The organism is uncultured Sneathiella sp., from assembly GCF_963976355.1.
Classification (GTDB): domain Bacteria; phylum Pseudomonadota; class Alphaproteobacteria; order Sneathiellales; family Sneathiellaceae; genus Sneathiella.
This window is the reverse complement of sequence record NZ_CAXBKA010000002.1, coordinates 257,913-275,039: the sequence shown is the minus strand read 5'-3', so window position 1 is coordinate 275,039 and position 17,127 is coordinate 257,913. Positions and strand designations below refer to the sequence as shown.

At 59.3% G+C, this 17,127-nt stretch carries 17 protein-coding genes; 7 read left to right on the top strand and 10 right to left on the bottom strand.

Annotation, left to right across the window (positions count from 1 at the left end; genetic code table 11):
• Window positions 1-36 precede the first annotated feature (36 nt).
• From AAC599_RS05045 to AAC599_RS05015, 7 genes are all read right to left on the bottom strand, one after another.
• Entirely contained in the window at window positions 37-825 is a 789-nt protein-coding gene (locus AAC599_RS05045) for a transporter substrate-binding domain-containing protein (protein ID WP_340149316.1), read from the bottom strand.
• A gap of 49 nt (window positions 826-874) precedes the next feature.
• Complete coding sequence (locus AAC599_RS05040; protein WP_340149315.1) at window positions 875-1,582, bottom strand: amino acid ABC transporter permease; 708 nt, start codon at window positions 1,580-1,582, stop codon at window positions 875-877.
• Window positions 1,579-2,256, bottom strand: coding sequence for an amino acid ABC transporter permease (locus tag AAC599_RS05035; protein ID WP_340149314.1), 678 nt, complete (start codon window positions 2,254-2,256; stop codon window positions 1,579-1,581). Before AAC599_RS05035 ends, AAC599_RS05040 begins: the two co-directional genes overlap by 4 nt.
• A gap of 150 nt (window positions 2,257-2,406) precedes the next feature.
• Window positions 2,407-3,012 carry a class I SAM-dependent methyltransferase gene (locus AAC599_RS05030; RefSeq protein WP_340149313.1) on the bottom strand — a complete coding sequence of 202 codons (606 nt, stop codon included), beginning with the start codon at window positions 3,010-3,012 and terminating at the stop codon, window positions 2,407-2,409.
• Window positions 3,013-3,021: 9 nt separating this feature from the next.
• Window positions 3,022-3,456, bottom strand: coding sequence for an ester cyclase (locus tag AAC599_RS05025; RefSeq protein WP_340149312.1), 435 nt, complete (start codon window positions 3,454-3,456; stop codon window positions 3,022-3,024).
• 14 nt (window positions 3,457-3,470) lie between these two features.
• Window positions 3,471-4,208: an SDR family oxidoreductase gene (locus AAC599_RS05020; RefSeq protein WP_340149311.1), complete on the bottom strand. Its 738-nt coding sequence runs from the start codon at window positions 4,206-4,208 to the stop codon at window positions 3,471-3,473.
• Between the two features lie 88 nt (window positions 4,209-4,296).
• Window positions 4,297-4,488, bottom strand: a complete 192-nt coding sequence (locus AAC599_RS05015; protein ID WP_340149310.1) for a hypothetical protein — start codon at window positions 4,486-4,488, stop codon at window positions 4,297-4,299.
• 218 nt (window positions 4,489-4,706) lie between these two features.
• On the opposite strand from AAC599_RS05015, the gene AAC599_RS05010 reads away from it, so the two are divergent.
• The gene (locus AAC599_RS05010) at window positions 4,707-5,363 is read left to right on the top strand and encodes a S24 family peptidase (RefSeq protein ID WP_340149309.1); all 657 of its coding nucleotides are present in this window, start codon (window positions 4,707-4,709) and stop codon (window positions 5,361-5,363) included.
• Here the strand turns inward: AAC599_RS05010 and AAC599_RS05005 are convergent.
• Both AAC599_RS05005 and AAC599_RS05000 read right to left on the bottom strand, forming a co-directional pair.
• Entirely contained in the window at window positions 5,360-8,482 is a 3,123-nt protein-coding gene (locus tag AAC599_RS05005; RefSeq protein WP_340149308.1) for an efflux RND transporter permease subunit, read from the bottom strand. The genes AAC599_RS05010 and AAC599_RS05005 overlap by 4 nt on opposite strands.
• A complete protein-coding gene (locus AAC599_RS05000) occupies window positions 8,482-9,576 on the bottom strand; it encodes an efflux RND transporter periplasmic adaptor subunit (RefSeq protein WP_340149307.1) in 1,095 nt (364 codons plus the stop codon). The genes AAC599_RS05005 and AAC599_RS05000 overlap by 1 nt, the downstream gene beginning before the upstream one ends.
• A gap of 121 nt (window positions 9,577-9,697) precedes the next feature.
• Here AAC599_RS05000 and AAC599_RS04995 point away from each other — a divergent pair, with 121 nt between their 5' ends.
• Genes AAC599_RS04995 through AAC599_RS04970 form a run of 6 tightly spaced genes read left to right on the top strand, consistent with a single transcriptional unit; the run spans window position 9,698 to window position 15,783 of the window.
• Window positions 9,698-10,624 carry a histone deacetylase family protein gene (locus AAC599_RS04995; protein WP_340149306.1) on the top strand — a complete coding sequence of 309 codons (927 nt, stop codon included), beginning with the start codon at window positions 9,698-9,700 and terminating at the stop codon, window positions 10,622-10,624.
• A 31-nt stretch (window positions 10,625-10,655) separates the two neighbouring features.
• Window positions 10,656-10,913 carry an exodeoxyribonuclease VII small subunit gene (locus AAC599_RS04990; RefSeq protein ID WP_340149305.1) on the top strand — a complete coding sequence of 86 codons (258 nt, stop codon included), beginning with the start codon at window positions 10,656-10,658 and terminating at the stop codon, window positions 10,911-10,913.
• A 30-nt stretch (window positions 10,914-10,943) separates the two neighbouring features.
• On the top strand, window positions 10,944-11,834 hold the full coding sequence (locus AAC599_RS04985) for a polyprenyl synthetase family protein (protein WP_340149304.1): 891 nt from the start codon (window positions 10,944-10,946) through the stop codon (window positions 11,832-11,834).
• A 15-nt stretch (window positions 11,835-11,849) separates the two neighbouring features.
• Window positions 11,850-13,778: a 1-deoxy-D-xylulose-5-phosphate synthase gene (gene dxs, locus AAC599_RS04980; protein WP_340149303.1), complete on the top strand. Its 1,929-nt coding sequence runs from the start codon at window positions 11,850-11,852 to the stop codon at window positions 13,776-13,778.
• Between the two features lie 9 nt (window positions 13,779-13,787).
• Window positions 13,788-14,534 (top strand): TlyA family RNA methyltransferase, encoded by a 747-nt coding sequence (locus AAC599_RS04975; protein WP_340149302.1) that lies wholly within the window; start codon window positions 13,788-13,790, stop codon window positions 14,532-14,534.
• Window positions 14,524-15,783: a class I SAM-dependent RNA methyltransferase gene (locus AAC599_RS04970; protein WP_340149301.1), complete on the top strand. Its 1,260-nt coding sequence runs from the start codon at window positions 14,524-14,526 to the stop codon at window positions 15,781-15,783. Before AAC599_RS04975 ends, AAC599_RS04970 begins: the two co-directional genes overlap by 11 nt.
• Before the next feature lie 5 nt (window positions 15,784-15,788).
• Here AAC599_RS04970 and AAC599_RS04965 read toward each other — a convergent pair whose 3' ends face one another.
• Window positions 15,789-17,099, bottom strand: a complete 1,311-nt coding sequence (locus AAC599_RS04965) for a hypothetical protein (protein ID WP_340149300.1) — start codon at window positions 17,097-17,099, stop codon at window positions 15,789-15,791.
• Between the last annotated feature and the right edge of the window lie 28 nt (window positions 17,100-17,127).

Sequence of the window (17,127 nt, the reverse complement as noted above, 5' to 3'; positions counted from 1 at the left end):
GCATGGCCCCTTCCCGCTTGCGTGTAATCTGCCGGATCAGAGAGACGGCAGCGGTGGCAGTTCCTGCCCCAGCCATTTCTCCGACAGCTCGTTGAGCTGACCGCCGAGTTTCTTGTGCAGAATGAAGACATTCACCCATTGCAGAAGATCGAGCTGCCCTTTCTTGATGCCGATAAAAGCCGGGCTTTCCTTGATGATGAACTTGGTTTCGATATCAAGGCCGGGATTATCGGAGGAAAGCTGCGCCGCCACCGTATTGCCGGTCACCAGCACGTCGACCTGCTTGGAGAGATAGGCGGACAAGGTCGCTGCGTTATCGCCGAAGCGGACAACCTCGATCCCTTCCGGGCCCTTTTCCGTGAGTTCCAGATCCTCAAGCGTGCCGCCGGTCACGCCGACTTTCTTGCCCGCGAGATCGGCGAGGGAGGAGATTTCCATCTCGGAAGCCGAGAAAGCACCTGAGAAGAATGGTGCGTAAGCGCTTGAAAACCAGATGGATTTCGCCCGTGACGGATTGGCTCCCATGGAGGAGATGACAAGATCGACCCGGTCGGTTTCAAGGAAGGGAATACGCTGTTTCGAGGTGACGGGCACCAGTTCCAGCTCGACGCCGAGGTCCTCGGCGATCATCTTGGCGACATCGACGTCATAGCCGACATATTCCCCTTCCGCACCGAGGGAACCAAAGGGCGGGAAGTTTTCCGGAATGGCGATCTTGACCGTGCCCGACTCCAATACCTCGGAGAGGTCGGCCGATGCCTGGCTGATCACGGCCATCCCCGCAATCGCCATGGCCAGAAGGCCGGTTTTTAAAGTTTTTATCATGAAGTAACTCCTTTCCTGTTGATGCATGGTCCCATGCCTGGGTGTTGTGTCACGCGGTTGTCGGAAGCTTCCTTTTCGGCACCGACCCGAGCTTCCGCTCCAGGTATCGGGACCAGTAGGACAAGGGAAAACAGAGGCAGAAATAGATCAGCGCCATGATCGGAAAGATAATATAGGGCTCGGTCCCCGTAACCGGCGCATTGGCCCAGCGCTTGCCGACATTCATCAGATCGTGAAAGCCGATGATATAGGCGAGCGAGGTGCCCTTGATGATCTGCACCATGAAGCCGACGGTCGGCGCAAGCGAGAGCCGAAAGGCCTGCGGCAGGATGATCAGGCGGACAATCTGCAGGAAACCGAGACCGAGGGAGCGGCCCCCTTCCCACTGGCCCGTCGGCACTGCCTCCACCGCGCCGCGCCAGACATCGGCGAGATAGGCGCTGGCGTAAACGGTAAGCGCAATTCCGGCGGCCAGCCACGGATCGATCACGATGCCGAACAGCCGCGGAATACCGAGGCCGAGCAGGAACAGCATCAAAAGCAGCGGCACGGACTGGAAGGTCCAGATATAGCTCGTCGCCGCTATCTTGCCATATCGCGACGGGGAGGTCTTCACAAGGGTGATCAGCAGCCCAACGATGCCGCCGCCGATAAAGGCGATGAGGGAGAGATAGATCGTGAACTGCGTCGCGTCGATCAACTGGAACAGGACAATACCGAACGGCTTTCCGAGAACGGCCACAAATGCCTCTTTCATCGCGTTGCCTTCCATTTGAACAGGCCGCGGTGGAGGAGTTGCAGCAGCGTCTTGAACAGGAGCGCCATCAGGATGTAAATGATGGTAATGGTGAAAAACACCTCGAAAGAGCGGAAGGTCCGGCTGTCGATGAACAGTCCCGCATACATCAGGTCCCTGACCCCGATCTCGGCAATCACGCCCGTGGTCAGGAAAAGGAAGATGAACTGGCTGTTGAGCGAGGGATACATCATCGCAACGGCCTGCGGGAAAATGATCTTGCGGAAGATCACCGGTTTCTTGAGTCCGAGAGAGGCCGCCGCCTCGATCTGACCATTCGGAACGGCGTTAAAGCCGGCGCGCAGGATTTCGGCGAAATAGGCGGAAAAATTGATGGTCAGCGCCAGCAGCGCATGGCCCCAGAACGGCCATTGATAACCGAGCAGCAGCGGCAGGCCGAAAGCCACGATAAAGAGCTGCACGATTAGCGGCGTGTTGCGGATGAACTCCGTATAGCCTGCGGAAATCTGCTGCAGGACCGGTATCTTCGAATAGCGAAAAGACGCGAGGAGCGTTGCCAGGGCCAGCCCCATCAGACCGCCGCCGATGGCCAGCGCCGCGCTTAATCCCGCCCCTTCCGCCAGCAGGGAGAGATATTCCCCGCTGCGGTAAATTTCAAAGAACCTGAATTCCAAGGCACCTTTCTCCCTAATATCTCTGTATCAGCAAGAAGGATGCCACCTCGCGGGCCCTTGATTTTTATGGGAATTTGGTCGCGGAGGGCAGAAAACTGCTCAAAAAATACTCATAGGGGAACAGGAGCCTGCTTTTTAGGCAGCAGAGATTTATCGCTCGAAGGCCAGCATTGTCCAGTGCACACCATTGGCCCGGTTCTCCGGCTGAATGGATTCTGTATGCCGCTCGCGGATCAGGCGTAGGCCTTGCCTTTCAGCAAGGGCAATAGTCTCCGCGCCCGTCACCTCGAACATCCGGCGCCCTTCCGGCACCGGCCCGTGCCGGATCGACATCAACAGACGCGCGCCCGGTGCCATAAGGGAGGCCAGTACCGGCATGGCCTGCCACCGCTCCTCTGTTTCAAGATGCATCCAGACGCCGGTGAGCAGGATCGCGTCATAGGCCGCGTCCCGCCCGGAAAGCGCCGCAAGGTCCGGCAGGCCGTCATCGATCCATTCGATATCATGGGCAGCATGAAGGCGCCTCCCCGCGTCGCGAAAGGCATCCGTCGGCTCCACCGCCGTCACCCGATGCCCCGCCGCTGCGAAACGGGCGGCATCGCGCCCCGTCCCGGCACCGATATCAAGGAGCCGCACCGGTTCAACCGGCATCAGGTCGAGCATGGCGGCGTGCAGCTCCTCGAAATCCAGCGCCTCATAGCGCGGGATCAGCCGCTCCGCCGTCTCGACATATCCTGCTGTGCCGGGAAGGTTCATGGCTCAACTTCAAACAAAACTGGCATTCGCGGCGGGACCAAGCTGCTGCTTCACAGAGTCGATATCACCGAGCACCCAGAGCGACGTAATCTGACGACCATCGCCCTTGAAAAAAGCACCGCCCGCCCAGACAATCGTCTTGCCGGTTCCGGGAACGCCGTAGAACGGTCCCTTATGCGTCCCTGAAAATTTCATCTTAGCGGCGGCACAATCCCCGGCATCCACCACTTCTTCTATCTCGCAAAAAAAATCGGGCAAACCAACCCAGAGCTCATGCATATACTGAATGAACCCCTCCGGCCCCGTCCGGACAGGCCCCAGTGATCCGCGAAAATCAAAATTCTCGTGCAGAATTTCACGGGCGCAGTCCTCATCCTTTTTGTTCCAGGCTTCGAAATAGAACCGCTCGATCAATCGTGTCAGGTAGTTATCGGAAGCCGTCACCGTCTTACCTCCGGCTAGACGTGCTGGCCGCCGTTGATATGGACTTCCGCGCCGGTAACATAGGAGGATGGCGCATCGCAGAGGAAATAGATGGTCGCGGCGACCTCCTCGGGCTTGCCAAGGCGGCGCAGCGGGATATCCTTGATCATGTCCTCGGTTCCCGGTGACAGGATCGAGGTATCAATCTCCCCCGGCGCAATGGCATTGACGCGCACGCCATGGGGGCCGAAATCCGCCGCCAACTCCCGCGTCAGCGCCGAAAGCGCCGCCTTCGATGTGCCATAGGCGGACCCGGCGAAGGGATGGACATGCCCTCCGGCAATAGAGGTGACATTGACAATCGCGCCCTTGGCCGTCACCAGCTCGTCAAACAAGCCCTGTGCCAGCATCAGCGGCGCAAACAAATTGACATTATAGACATGCAGCCAGTCGGCATAGACAGAATTGAGGGTATTGAAACGGGCCCCGTCCGGGCCCTTCGGCGAGACACCGGCATTATTCACCAGCGCATGCAGGGGCGCACCGTTCAGCTTTTCACGGATATGCTCGATCGCCTTTGGCAGCGCCTCGATATCGGCGAGATCGATCTGCAGATGATCCTTCTCGCCCCCTTCCCAGGGGCAATATTCCGAAAAGGCATGGCGGGACACCGTCAGCACTCGCCAGCCCGCCGCGCTGAACCGCTTCACGGTCGCATGGCCGATCCCGCGGCTCGCCCCGGTCAGCAATAGAACTTTCTTTGTTTCCGCCATTTAACCGATCCTCAAGAAATAAGCGCCGCGGGTATCATAACCGTACCACGCCCGCGATCAAACACCGATTCCGGAGGCCGTTAAAAAATCAGTTGGAATAGCAGGAGACCAAGGATAGTTCTGGAGTCTGACGGCGCTCGACGATTTCAGCAGCTATATGCACTAGATATATAATTTCATCATCAGTAATGCGATAGGTTTCAATCAAATCGATGAGATATTTGAAGCCTTTTTTCTCGCCATTCAGAACACACTCATACCCGTTGATAACCTCTGCCATTATCGAATTCACTGTCTTTCTCCCTTCCCAAAGCCCAAGGTCAAAACTTGTGTTGTTGCTTTTTCTAATATATGAAAAAACATAATTTATGCATTATAAATTTATAACTATCACATATAAAAATAGGTTTTGTTGTTAATATTTTTTGGTTTCCTTAATATTCTTAATGTATCGGCAGATGTAAATTTTTTTTGATATCTAGGCAATGGAACCGGAAAATGAGCGATCAGCAGATTTACAACCGAATCAGGGACGCGCGGGAGTTTCTTGGGCTTTCCCAAAAGGCAATCTCGGAAAAACTGGGCTGCAGCCATCAGGCTTGGCAAGGATATGAAGCGGGAAACAATCTGCCCGGCGGCAAGATATTGAGAAGACTTAATTTTTTAGGTATCAGTATCGACTGGCTGTTGTCCGGCCGGGGAAGCATCGTTAAAAACATCGCCGTAACCGAAACGACAAAAATTACCTATATCCCCCGTGTGGAGGCACGTCTCGCGGCGGGCCATGGCACGCTTAATGACCGCTTGCAAATCCGTGACTACATTCCCTTCGCCCGACCATATCTCCAGCAGAAGCTCGGTCGCGGCACGATTGAGGGACTGACGGTTCTGGAAGTCAGCGGCGACAGCATGGAACCAACCATCAGCGACGGCAGCCTTGTTCTGGTCGATCAGAGGGATCAGGATGTCTCCGGCTCGATCATGGCCTTCGTCTATGAGGATTGCGCTTATATCAAACGCCTGCAGAAGTATTTTGGCGGCATAGATGTCGTCAGCGACAACAAGGACCTTTATCCGCCACATCAGATACGCAATGCCGATCTCGATCAGCTCTTGATCATCGGGCGGGTACGCTGGATCGGCAGGATGCTCTAGGCCAGGGTCTGCTTCTGCCTGTCGGCATGGGTGGTTTCAAGCTCGTTCAGCCGGGCGGCAAGATAGCCGGACGGACGGCTGAAACGCGCCAGCATCACATAGACGACCGGCACCACGAACAGCGAGAGAACCGTCGAGAAAATAAGTCCACCGATGATCACGATCCCGATGGCCTCGCGGCTTTCCGCCCCGGCACCCGTGGCAATGGCGAGCGGCACCGCTCCCAGCGCCGTTGAAATCGTCGTCATCAGGATCGGCCGCAGACGGATGATCGCCGCTTCCTGGATGGCGACCAGAATTTCCTTGCCTTCGTCGCGGAGCTGGTTGGCGAATTCCACGATCAGGATCGCATTCTTGGCCGTCAGTCCGATCAGCATGATCATCCCGATCTGGCTATAGACATTAAGCGTCAGGCCGGTCAGCAGGATCGACCCCAGCGCCCCGGTCACCGCGAGCGGGACCGTCGTCATAATAATCAGCGGATGGATGAAGCTTTCGAACTGGGCGGCCAGGGCAAGAAATACCACCAGCAGCGCCGTCACAAAGGTGAAGACAAGCGCCTGGTTCGAATCCTTGTAGGAGCGGCTGAGCCCGTCATAGGTAATGGTCGCGTTCTGGCCCGCCTCCTCACGGATCAGGGTTTCCAGATAGTTCAGCGCCTCCTCCAGCGAATAATCCGGCCCGAGGGACGCGGAAATCTGCACGCTGCGCAGGCGGTCAACCCGGTTGAGATCCCCCGGTCCTGCCCGCTCGGTCAGGCTGACAAAGCTGGACAGCGGAATAAGCTGGTCCGACGTTTCCGAGCGCACATAGATATTCGTCAGATCATCCCCGGTGCGACGGTTTTCCTCCTGCGCCTGGACGATGACTTCATATTGCTTGCCCCCCTGATCATAAGTGGTGACATTCCGTGCCCCCATCAGGGTTTCCAGTGTCCGGCCGATCGTCTCGATGGAAACCCCGAGATTGGATGCCCGCGCCCTGTCAATTTCCACATGGATCTGCGGCTGGGTTTCCTCGTAATCCTTGTCGAGATTGAGAAGTTGCGGGTTTTCCTGGGCCCGCTCGATCACCCGGTCAACCCAGCCGTTTATCACGTCATAGGTCGGCCCGCCGATATTGACCTGAACCGGTGCGGAAAACCCTCGTTGCCCGAGGCTGCCGGGATTGATGGCAAAGGCCCGCACACCGGGAATCGACAGCAGTCCCGGAAATACACTTTTGACGATATCCTGCTGCGAGCGCTCCCTCTCCTCCCACGGGACAAGGCGGGCGAACATGAAGGCCTCGTTTGTCGGGCCGGGCTGGCGGAAGGTGCCGAGAAAGGCGAAAAAGCTCGTCGCCTCCCCGCTGTCGCCCAGCGGTTTCAGGACCGCGTCGATCTTTTCGACATTGCGCTTCGTATATTCCATCGTCGCCCCTTCCGGCGCGCGAACGGAAACAAAGAAGACGCCGCGGTCTTCCGTCGGCGCGAATTCCTTGGGAATGGCCTGATAGAAACTGTAGGCCAGCGCCGAAAACCCGATGGCCAGTGCGACGACAACCAGCGGTATTTTAAGCGTCCATCCGAGCAGCTTTCCATATCCGGCGGCAAGGCCGGTGAACAGCCGCTCCGTCGATCTGTAGAACCAACCTTCCTTCTTTGCCTCCACCAGCAGCTTGGAACAGAGCATCGGGGTGAGCGTCAGCGCCACGAAGCTGGAGAACATGACGGCGGCGGCAACGGCCACGCCAAACTCGCGGAACAGCCGCCCGGTCGTGCCGTCCAGAAACGATATCGGGATGAAGACGGCGATCAGCACGATGGTCGTCGCGATCACGGCGAAACCGACCTGCTTTGCCCCCCGATTGGCGGCCAGCAGTGGCGGCTCTCCCTCCTCTATCCGCCGGTGGATATTTTCCAGCACGACGATAGCGTCATCGACGACCAGCCCGATGGCCAGCACCAGCGCCAGCAGGGTCAGCACATTCACCGAATAATCGAGGGCCGCCAGAATAATCAGGGTGGAGATAATCGAGACCGGGATGGCAACCGCCGGAATAAAGGTCGCCGCGACGGATCGGAGAAACAGGAAGATCACCAGAATCACCAGCACCATGGCGATACCGAGGGCGATAAACACCTCCTTGATCGACTGGCTGATAAAAACAGACTGGTCGTAGGAAGTCCGGATAGTTACCCCTTCGGGCAGATTGCGCTCCAGCTGTCTGGCAATCTCCTTGACCCCGTTCGCCACCTCCAGCACATTGGCGCCGGACTGACGGACAATGCCGAGCCCGACGCCCGCCCGTCCGTTTACACGCAGGTTCGTCCGGTCATTTTCCGGCGCCACCTCAATCCGGGCCACGTCGCCCAGATGCACCCGGCCTTCAACCTCGTCGTAAATGATGATCCGGCGGAATTCTTCCGGTGTTCTGAGGTCAGACCGGGTCTTGATGCTGAATTCGCGCATGCTCGATTCGATCCGGCCCGAGGGGATCTGCACATTCTGCTCGCGGATGGCGTCCTCGATATCGCCGATGGTGACGCCGCGCGCCGCCATCGCCGCCGGATCCAGCCAGATGCGCATGGCATAGCGCCGGGCGCCACCAATACGGACCTGAGCCACACCGTTCACCGTGGAAATCGGATCGACCAGCGTCCGCTCCGCATAATCCGTCAGTTCAAGCTGGTTGAGGCGATCGCTTGTCAGGGACAGCCAGAGGATCGCCTGGGCATCACTCTCGGCTTTCTGGATACGCGGCAGGTCCGCCTCTTCGGGCAGTAGATTAACAATGCGGGAGACACGGTCCCGCACATCATTGGTGGCAGATTCGATGTCCCGATCGAGGCTGAACTCGACATTGACCGAGGAATATTCCTCCCGGCTGCTCGACCATATCCGTTCGATTCCGCTGATCCCGGCAATGGCGTCCTCGATCACCTGAGTGATCTGGCTCTCCATGATCTCCGCCGCTGCACCACGATAGCCGGTCTGGATGGAGACATGAGGGCTATCCACATCCGGATATTCCCGCACGCTCAAGGACTGATAGGAGAACAGGCCGAACAGCACCAGAACGGCCGAACAAACGATGGCAAGGACCGGTCGCTTGATCGCAAGTTCAGGGAGCCGCATCAGGAAGCCTCGGACGTCTGGACTGCCTGGGTTACATCAACCGGCGTGCCGTCCTTTACTTTCTGCAGCCCTTCGACGATCACCTGATCGCCTTCATCCAGGCCATCAATAATTTCCGCAAAGCCATTGATACGGCGGCCAAGTTTAATCGGAGTTCGCACCGCGCTGTCGTCCCGGACCGCATAAACAAGCGGACCGGATATCGTGAGGACCACCGCCTCCTCCGGCACCATCAGGGCGTTTTCGTCAATACTGACCTGCAACTCCACCGACAGGAACATGCCCGGCTTCAGCAGCGCATCATCATTGGGGACGGTTCCCCGTACCCGGATCGACCGCGTCACATCATTGACCCGTGTCGAGATTGTTTGAACCGCACCATCAAATACCTTGTCCGGATAGGCGACGCTCCGGGCCTTGAATTTCTGGCCCGGCAGGACATCCGCGATATAGTTCTCCGGCAGATCGAAATCCACCTTGATCGTGTCCGTGTCATCCAGTGTCGTAATCGCCACGCCGGGCTGCACCAGTGAGCCGACGCTAACCTCGCGAAAACCGAGGATACCGGAAAAAGGAGCGACAATACGGTAATCTGAGATCCGGGCCTTCTGTGCGTCAACCGCCGCTTCCGCAGCCTGGAATTCCGAATAGAGCAGGTCGACCTGTGCTTTCGCCACATTTCGCGTTTCATACAGTTTTATCGCGCGGTCATAGAGTTTTTTGGAATTGTCGAGCCATGCCTGCGATTCGGTGAAATTGGCCCGCAGTTCCGTATCGTCGAGCTGAACAAGCAAAGCATTGACGTCAACCTTCTGGCCTTCGGAAAAATTCAGCTTGTTGATTTTGCCCGTAACCTTCGAGGTGATAACCACGGATTCATTGGCCCGCGCCGTGCCAACCGCCGTGATATTGCGGGGCAGCGGACGATTGACAACCGCCGAGACAATGACGCTTTGCGGGCGTTGCGGGCGTGTTTTTGCTGCCGGTGCATCCGTACCATTGCCCAGAAAGGGTAAGCGATCCTGATACTGCCAGGCACCATAGCCAAGGGCGGCAATGACCAGAATGATGATTATTTGTGCTGTTTTACCCATTAAAATTCAATTTCGTTCCCCCAACACCATAACAGAATTGGGTGTGAATTGCTTGAAAAGCAATAAAAAAATCTGCACATAGTTAAAATTGATCAAATCGCAAAAACGGGATGAAACCAGCATGACGACCTATCTTTTCACCCATCGTGATTGCCTGTTTCACGATACCGGCACCGGGCATCCGGAGCGGGCCGACCGGCTGCGTGCCGTGCTGCATCAGCTTGATCTTGAAAATTTCCCGATGCTGGAACGGCGCGATGCACCGATGGCGACCCGCGACCAGCTTGCCCTCGCCCATTCAAAGGCCCATCTCGATCTGATTACGGCACGAGCGCCAAAGACCGGCACCATCAATCTCGATCCGGACACCGTCATGTCGCCGGGATCGCAGGCGGCGGCGCTGCGCTCGGCAGGTGCGGTCATCGCCGCCGTCGACCAGGTGATGGACCAGCCCGGGACCAACACCTTCTGCGCCACGCGCCCGCCCGGACATCACGCCGAGGCCGACCGCGCCATGGGATTCTGCCTTTATAACAATATCGCCATCGGCGCCATCTACGCGCGGGAGAAATATGGCCTTGAGCGGGTGGCAGTTGTCGATTTCGATGTCCATCACGGCAACGGCACGCAGGATATCTTCGAGGCCGACGCCGGGCTGTTCTACGCCTCCTCCCATCAGGCGCCCTTTTATCCGGGCACCGGCGCCGCCAGCGAGACCGGGGTCGGCAATATCGTCAATGTCCCGCTGCCGGCGGGAGCTGGCTCGGCCGAGTTCCGTGCCGCCTATAACGATATCATCCTTCCCGCCCTCGCCCGCTTCGATCCGCAGCTTTTACTTGTATCAGCAGGTTTCGACGCCCATGAAAAAGACCCGCTCGCCAACCTCAATCTGGACGGGGCCGATTATGGATGGATCTCGGAAAAGCTGATGGCGGTTGCCGAGAAACATTGCGGCGGACGGCTCGTCTCGGTTCTGGAGGGCGGCTATGACCTTGAAGGGCTGGCCGAGGGGGTCGATGCCCATGTGAAAGCGTTGCTCCGGACCTAAGAGAAGGGTATAACGTGGCAAAGGAGAAATCATGTCTGAGACGAATAGTCAGGAAATCCCTGCCGATATAGCCAAGATGAGCTTCGAGGAAGCCCTGAAGGAACTGGAACAGATCGTTGAAAAGCTCGATTCCGGGCAGGTCGATCTCGACCAGTCGATTGATATCTATACCCGCGGCTCGCTGCTGAAACAGCATTGCGAGGGCAAGCTGCGCAGCGCGCAGGAACGGGTGGACAAGATCATGGCCAAGAACGGCAATCTGTCGGTTGAACCGGCAAACATTGAATAGACATGCACATCCCGGATTTGAGACAGTAATATGGAAAGTGATTTCGCCAAGGCCCTCCGTCAGACAGCTGAACTGATGGACCGGGAGCTGCGGGATTTCCTGCCCCTGAACGAAGGGCTGGAGCAGCGGCTGTACGAGGCCATGCGCTATGCCGTCCTCGCTGGCGGCAAGCGGCTGCGTGCCTTTCTGGTGATACAGGCTGCGGACCTGTTCGCCGTACCGCGGTTGCATTCGACGCGGGTCGCCTCAGCGCTTGAGATTGTCCACAGCTATTCCCTCATCCATGATGACCTGCCCTGCATGGATGACGACGACCTGCGCCGCGGCAAACCGACGGTACATAGGGAGTTTGACGAGGCGACGGCGGTCCTCGCGGGCGATGCGCTGCAATCCCTCGCCTTCGAGATTCTGGGCGATGCCAAGACCCATTCCTCGGCCGAAGTCCGTATCCAGCTTGCAGCGCGGCTCGCTCGCGCCATCGGCGTGCGTGGCATGGCCGGTGGTCAGGCGATGGATATCTATGCGGAGCAGGACGATATCGACATCCTGACCATTACCCGCCTGCAACGACTGAAGACCGGGGCGCTGATCTCCTTCGCCTGCGAGGCCGGGGCCATCCTCGGGCATGCATCTCCGCCACAGGCTCAGGCCCTTAAGGCCTATGCTCATGATTTAGGGCTGGCCTTTCAGATTGCAGATGACATATTGGATACGGAAGGCAGTCCGGAGGAACTGGGCAAGGCGACCGGCAAGGACGACGCCGCAGGCAAGGTCACCTTCGTTTCCCTGATGGGACTGGAGGAAGCGCGGATCCATGCCGGTATGCTGGTGGAGCAGGCGATCGCCCATCTGGACGGCTTCGGGGCGAAGGCGGACCTGCTGCGCGACGCGGCGCGCTTCGCGATTGAACGACGCAATTGAGTACGGGTGAGTAAAGTGACAAAAAAACCGGATACCCCCTTACTGGACACAGTCGCATATCCGAAGGACATGCGGAACCTGACTCTGCCCGAACTGGTGCAGCTCGCCGATGAACTCCGGCAGGAGACCATCGATGCCGTCTCGGTCACCGGCGGGCATCTCGGTGCCGGGCTGGGCGTGGTGGAACTGACTGTGGCCCTGCATCATGTCTTCAATACGCCCGCGGACCGGCTGATCTGGGATGTCGGGCATCAATGCTATCCGCACAAGATCCTGACCGGACGGCGCGACCGTATCCGCACTTTGCGTCAGCCGGGTGGCCTGTCCGGCTTCACCAAGCGGGCCGAGAGCGAGTATGACCCCTTCGGCGCCGCCCATTCCTCGACCTCGATTTCCGCAGGGCTCGGTATGGCGGTCGGGCGCGATCTTCAGGGACGCAAGAATAATGTGGTCTCCGTCATCGGCGATGGGGCGCTCAGCGCGGGCATGGCCTATGAGGCGATGAACAATGCGGGCGCCATGGATGCGCGCCAGATTGTCATCCTCAATGATAATGACATGTCGATCGCACCACCCGTCGGCGCCATGAGCGCCTATCTCTCCCGCCTGCTTTCGGGGCGGTCCTATCGCAGCCTGCGTGAGCTTGCGAAGCAGTTTGCCGCCCTTCTCCCCGATCCGCTGGAACGCACGGCCCGCCGGGCCGAGGAATTCGCCCGCGGCATGGTCACCGGCGGCACGCTGTTCGAGGAGATGGGCTTTTATTATGTTGGACCGATTGACGGCCATAATCTCGAACATCTGATCCCGGTCCTAAAAAATGCGCGGGATTCGAAATACGGACCGATCCTGATCCATTGCGTGACGCAGAAAGGCAAGGGCTATCCCCCGGCGGAGGAGGCGGCCGACAAATACCACGGCGTTTCCAAGTTCGACGTCATTACCGGCGCGCAGGCGAAGGCGGCGCCGAACGCCCCTTCCTACACCAAGGTCTTCGCCCAGAGCCTGATTCAGGAGGCCCGCAAGGACGACAAGATCGTCGCCGTGACGGCCGCCATGCCCGACGGCACCGGCCTTGACCAGTTCGCAGGCGAATTCGCCGACCGCTGTTTCGATGTCGGTATTGCCGAGCAGCATGCGGTCACCTTCGCCGCCGGTATGGCGACGGAGGGGCTGAAACCGTTCGTTGCGATCTATTCCACCTTCCTGCAGCGCGCCTATGACCAGGTCGTGCATGATGTCGCCATCCAGAACCTGCCCGTGCGCTTTGCGCTGGACCGCGCCGGGCTCGTCGGAGCCGACGGCGCGACCCATGCCGGAAGTTTCGATATCACCTATCTCGCCACCCTGCCCAACATGATGGTCATGGCCCCGGCGGACGAGGCGGAGCTAAAACATATGGTCGCCACCGCCGCCGCCTATGACGCGGGGCCTTGTGCCTTCCGTTATCCGCGCGGCGAAGGCGTCGGCGTTGAGATGCCGGAAGAAGGACAGGTACTTGAAATCGGCAAGGGGCGTATGATCAAGCAAGGGGACAAGGTCGCCATTCTCTCCTTCGGCACGCGGCTGAAGGAAAGCCTGCTCGCGGCGGAGGAGCTGGAGGCCAAGGGCATTTCCACCAGTGTGGCCGACGCCCGTTTCTGCAAACCGCTCGATGAAGAACTGATCGAAAACCTGGCGGCGCGGCATGACGTGCTGATCACCGTGGAGGAAGGCGCCATCGGCGGCTTCGGCAGCCATGTGATGCAGTTCCTCGCCATGAATGGCCTGCTCGATGACGGGCTGAAGATACGCCCGCTCTGCATGCAGGATATTTTCATCGACCAGCAGAAGATCGAGGATATGTATGAGCAGGCGGGCCTCAACCGCCGGCAGATCGTGGAGGCGGCTCTGTCCGCCCTCGGCACCGGCACGGCGGCGCAGGCGCAAAACCGCACCGCCCTCTAGGCCCGCGCAATGAGCGACGCCTTGCAACGGCTCGATCTCGCGCTGGTCAGCCGCGACCTCGTCCGGAGCCGCGCCCGGGCGCAAAGCCTGATCGCGGAAGGACGGGTCTCCATCGACGGGGCCGTCATCACCAAGCCGACCCGCAAGGTCACCTCCGATATGAAGATCACCGTCTCGATGCCCGAGGTGGACTGGGTCGGGCGCGGCGCGCATAAGCTGATCCGCGCCCTCGATCATTTCGGTGTCGATCCCGCCCACAGCATCGCCGCCGATATCGGCGCCTCCACCGGCGGATTTTGCCAGGTCCTGCTGGAACGCGGAGCGGCGCGGGTTTATGCCGTCGATGTCGGCCATGGCCAGCTCGATCCGCGGGTAGCCGACGATACTCGCGTGATCAATCTTGAGAAAACAAACGCCCGCGATCTGGACCGGACTCTCATTCCGGAACCGCTCGACCTCATCGTCGCCGATGTCAGCTTTATCTCCCTTAAAAAAGCGCTGCCCGCCGCGCTTCTTCTTGCCGCACCGGGCGCGCATCTGCTCGCCCTCGTCAAGCCGCAGTTCGAAGTCGGCAAGGGCAATGTCGGCAAGGGCGGGATCGTCCGCGATACGGCCCTGCTGGACGCCATACCGTCCGAGATGGAAAGCTGGATCAATGCGGTTCCCGGCTGGCGCTCCCTCGGCGTGATCGACAGCCCGATCCTGGGCAGCGACGGCAACCGGGAATTCCTGATGGGGGCCCGCCATGACGCTTGAGCTTACCATCGATCATATCGGCGCGGGCGGCGACGGCGTCGCCAATGAGGGCGGCCAGACCTATTACATCCCCTTCACCGCCCCCGGCGACCGGATCACCGCCACCCCGACGGAGGCGCGCGGCAAGGGCCAGGCAGCGACGCTGGACGACATACTCTCTCCCGGCCCCGACCGGATTTCACCCGCCTGCCGCCATTTCGGCACCTGCGGCGGCTGCGCGCTGCAGCATCTCTCGCCGGAGTTTACCGCCGACTGGAAACGCCAGAAAATACGCGAGAGCCTGTCCATGGCCGGTATAACAGAGGCCGAGGTCCTGCCGACGCTCACCAGCCCGCCCGGAAGCCGACGCCGGGTCGAGTTCATCGCCGCGAAACGCAAGAAAGGCGTCATGATCGGCTTTCATCTCCGCCGCAGTCACCAGATTTTCGATGTCGGCGACTGCCCCCTGCTCGCCCCCGGCCTGCTCGCGCTGGTTAAGCCCCTCCGGGCGATGCTGCCGTCCATTCTCGCGCGCAACAGCACGGCGAAGGTCATGGCGACGGTGACGAGCAATGGCCCCGATCTGGTGATCACTGCGGATACCGATCTGGACCTTGAGAAGCGCGAAATTCTTGCGGCTTTCACTGCCGAAAACGAGCTCTCCCGGCTTTCCTGGCAGCAGGGCGCGACCGCGCCGCCCGAGGTGGTCTCGGCCCGCCTGCCCGCCGACATATCGCTCGCCGGTGTGGACGTCACCCTGCCCCCCGGCGGCTTTTTGCAGGTGAGCGCGGACGGGGAGCGAACCCTCGCCTCTTTCGCGACTGAGGCTCTTACCGGCGCCGGGCATATCGTCGATCTCTTCGCCGGGGTCGGCAGTTTCTCCTTCCCGCTTGCCAAGGCCGCCCGCGTCCATGCGGTGGAGGGCGATGCGGAACTCGCAAGCGGCCTGCAGGCGGCGGCCAACCGCGCTATTCGCCCGATCACCACGGAGACACGCGATCTTTTTCACAGGCCGTTGCTGGCGGAGGAGCTGAATGGCTATGACGGCTTGCTGTTCGATCCGCCGCGCGCCGGCGCGAAGGCGCAGGCCGAGGAAATCGCGAAAAGCACCCTGCCAACGGTGGTGGCCATATCCTGCAATCCGGTGACCTTTGCCCGCGATGTCGCCCTGCTGATCGACGGGGGGTACAGTCTCGGCCCGATCCGCCCGGTGGATCAGTTCCTCTGGTCACCGCATATCGAGATGGCGGCGGTCCTCCGGCGGCAATAGCCGGATTATTTCGGAAGCGTGAAGGGTTTTGCCGGAGCAGGCTGGAGGGTACTGAAAATCGGCCCGCTCACATAATCGATCTTCATCTTGAAGGCCGAACGGGCAAGCGCATCATTATCCAGCGACCGCCAGATGCATTTCTTGCCATTCTCCCGCGCCCGCCGGAACAGGGTCTCGATCTCGGACAGCTCAAGGCTCTCATGACCGGCCAGCGTGATTGCCAGGATCGGCAGGTCGCGAATGGCGGCGAAATCCGTCCAGTGCGGCCCGACCTCAAAGGTGAAGCCGAGAACGAGCTGGCGCAGGGAGGTAAAAATCTGGCGGTAGCGGCTGTTGGGCACGCCCGAGGCGATATCCTGCACATTGAGGATCAGATGCCGCTCCGTATAGCGCGGCAAGGACGCGAGAATACGGGCATATTTGCTGCGGAAATAGCTGTTGGCCAACGTCTCGAAATGAACGGTGAGGAAGATGACCGGCTTGTTGCCGGGACCGCCCAGCTTTTCAAGCACCGCACCGACTTCCCGCAGGATCACGCAGTCCATTTCCGCGCGCAAGCGGGGGGAGGCGTTGAACAGCGGATCGTCATCGGTGACATCCTCCTTCTCGCCATTCGTCTCGGTCATGCTGACCGCTTCATACATGCCGACAAAGCCCTTGCGGCCATTGATCAGCGGACGGAAGCGCACGTTCAGCTCGGTTTCCCGTTCCTGAAAGCTGCGCGATTCCCGCTCTTTCGCCTTGCCGATCGCCTCGCGGAAGCATTTGACCAGCCCGTCGAGGGAGCGAATCCTGTCGAGACCGTCGAAATCCTCGATTTCCAGCATCGCCGCCTCGACCGAGATCAACTCCCCGCCCGGCAGCTCGCCGAACAGCTTGTTCACCAGATCCTGGGCAATGACTTTTGATTTTTCCAGCGCCTGCTTGCGGGTTGCCTCGGCGAACAGCAGCGCGAAATGCCCTTCATCGAGCGGCACGAAGATGTCGTGACGGCCGAGTTTGCGGCTGATATAGGCGTCGGCGATCTCCATGACGTTATGTTTGATCTGGCCCCACTGCTCGGCATATTGCGCCTTCACCTCGTCGAGGCCAATAATCTGGATGCTGCCGGTGATAAGGTTTTCAAGGGCTTCGCGGTAAGTCTTGCCAAACGGTCTCAGGAAACCGGTTGCCTCGCCGATCTCGTAATGCTGCACGGCCTCGGCCCCCGGCTTTTTAGGGTCGGATTCTCTACCCTGATTGAAATAGTCGGGATTGATTTCCGACCGATGCCCGATTTCGTTTCGCATCTCCACCTTGTCTTTTACTGCTGCCATTAAATTCCTGAAATTCATGGGACAGTCC

Excerpts from the sequence above, each read along its gene's own strand:
- AAC599_RS04965 (WP_340149300.1), bottom strand. The coding sequence starts at position 17,099 with ATGGCAGCAGTAAAAGACAAGGTGGAGATGCGAAACGAAATCGGGCAT.
- AAC599_RS05015 (WP_340149310.1), bottom strand. The coding sequence starts at position 4,488 with ATGGCAGAGGTTATCAACGGGTATGAGTGTGTTCTGAATGGCGAGAAA.
- AAC599_RS05000 (WP_340149307.1), bottom strand. The coding sequence starts at position 9,576 with ATGGGTAAAACAGCACAAATAATCATCATTCTGGTCATTGCCGCCCTT.
- AAC599_RS04990 (WP_340149305.1), top strand. The coding sequence starts at position 10,656 with ATGTCTGAGACGAATAGTCAGGAAATCCCTGCCGATATAGCCAAGATG.
- AAC599_RS04985 (WP_340149304.1), top strand. The coding sequence starts at position 10,944 with ATGGAAAGTGATTTCGCCAAGGCCCTCCGTCAGACAGCTGAACTGATG.
- AAC599_RS04975 (WP_340149302.1), top strand. The coding sequence starts at position 13,788 with ATGAGCGACGCCTTGCAACGGCTCGATCTCGCGCTGGTCAGCCGCGAC.
- AAC599_RS05030 (WP_340149313.1), bottom strand. The coding sequence starts at position 3,012 with ATGAACCTTCCCGGCACAGCAGGATATGTCGAGACGGCGGAGCGGCTG.
- AAC599_RS05020 (WP_340149311.1), bottom strand. The coding sequence starts at position 4,208 with ATGGCGGAAACAAAGAAAGTTCTATTGCTGACCGGGGCGAGCCGCGGG.
- AAC599_RS05010 (WP_340149309.1), top strand. The coding sequence starts at position 4,707 with ATGAGCGATCAGCAGATTTACAACCGAATCAGGGACGCGCGGGAGTTT.
- AAC599_RS04995 (WP_340149306.1), top strand. The coding sequence starts at position 9,698 with ATGACGACCTATCTTTTCACCCATCGTGATTGCCTGTTTCACGATACC.
- AAC599_RS04970 (WP_340149301.1), top strand. The coding sequence starts at position 14,524 with ATGACGCTTGAGCTTACCATCGATCATATCGGCGCGGGCGGCGACGGC.
- AAC599_RS05040 (WP_340149315.1), bottom strand. The coding sequence starts at position 1,582 with ATGAAAGAGGCATTTGTGGCCGTTCTCGGAAAGCCGTTCGGTATTGTC.
- AAC599_RS05005 (WP_340149308.1), bottom strand. The coding sequence starts at position 8,482 with ATGCGGCTCCCTGAACTTGCGATCAAGCGACCGGTCCTTGCCATCGTT.
- AAC599_RS05045 (WP_340149316.1), bottom strand. The coding sequence starts at position 825 with ATGATAAAAACTTTAAAAACCGGCCTTCTGGCCATGGCGATTGCGGGG.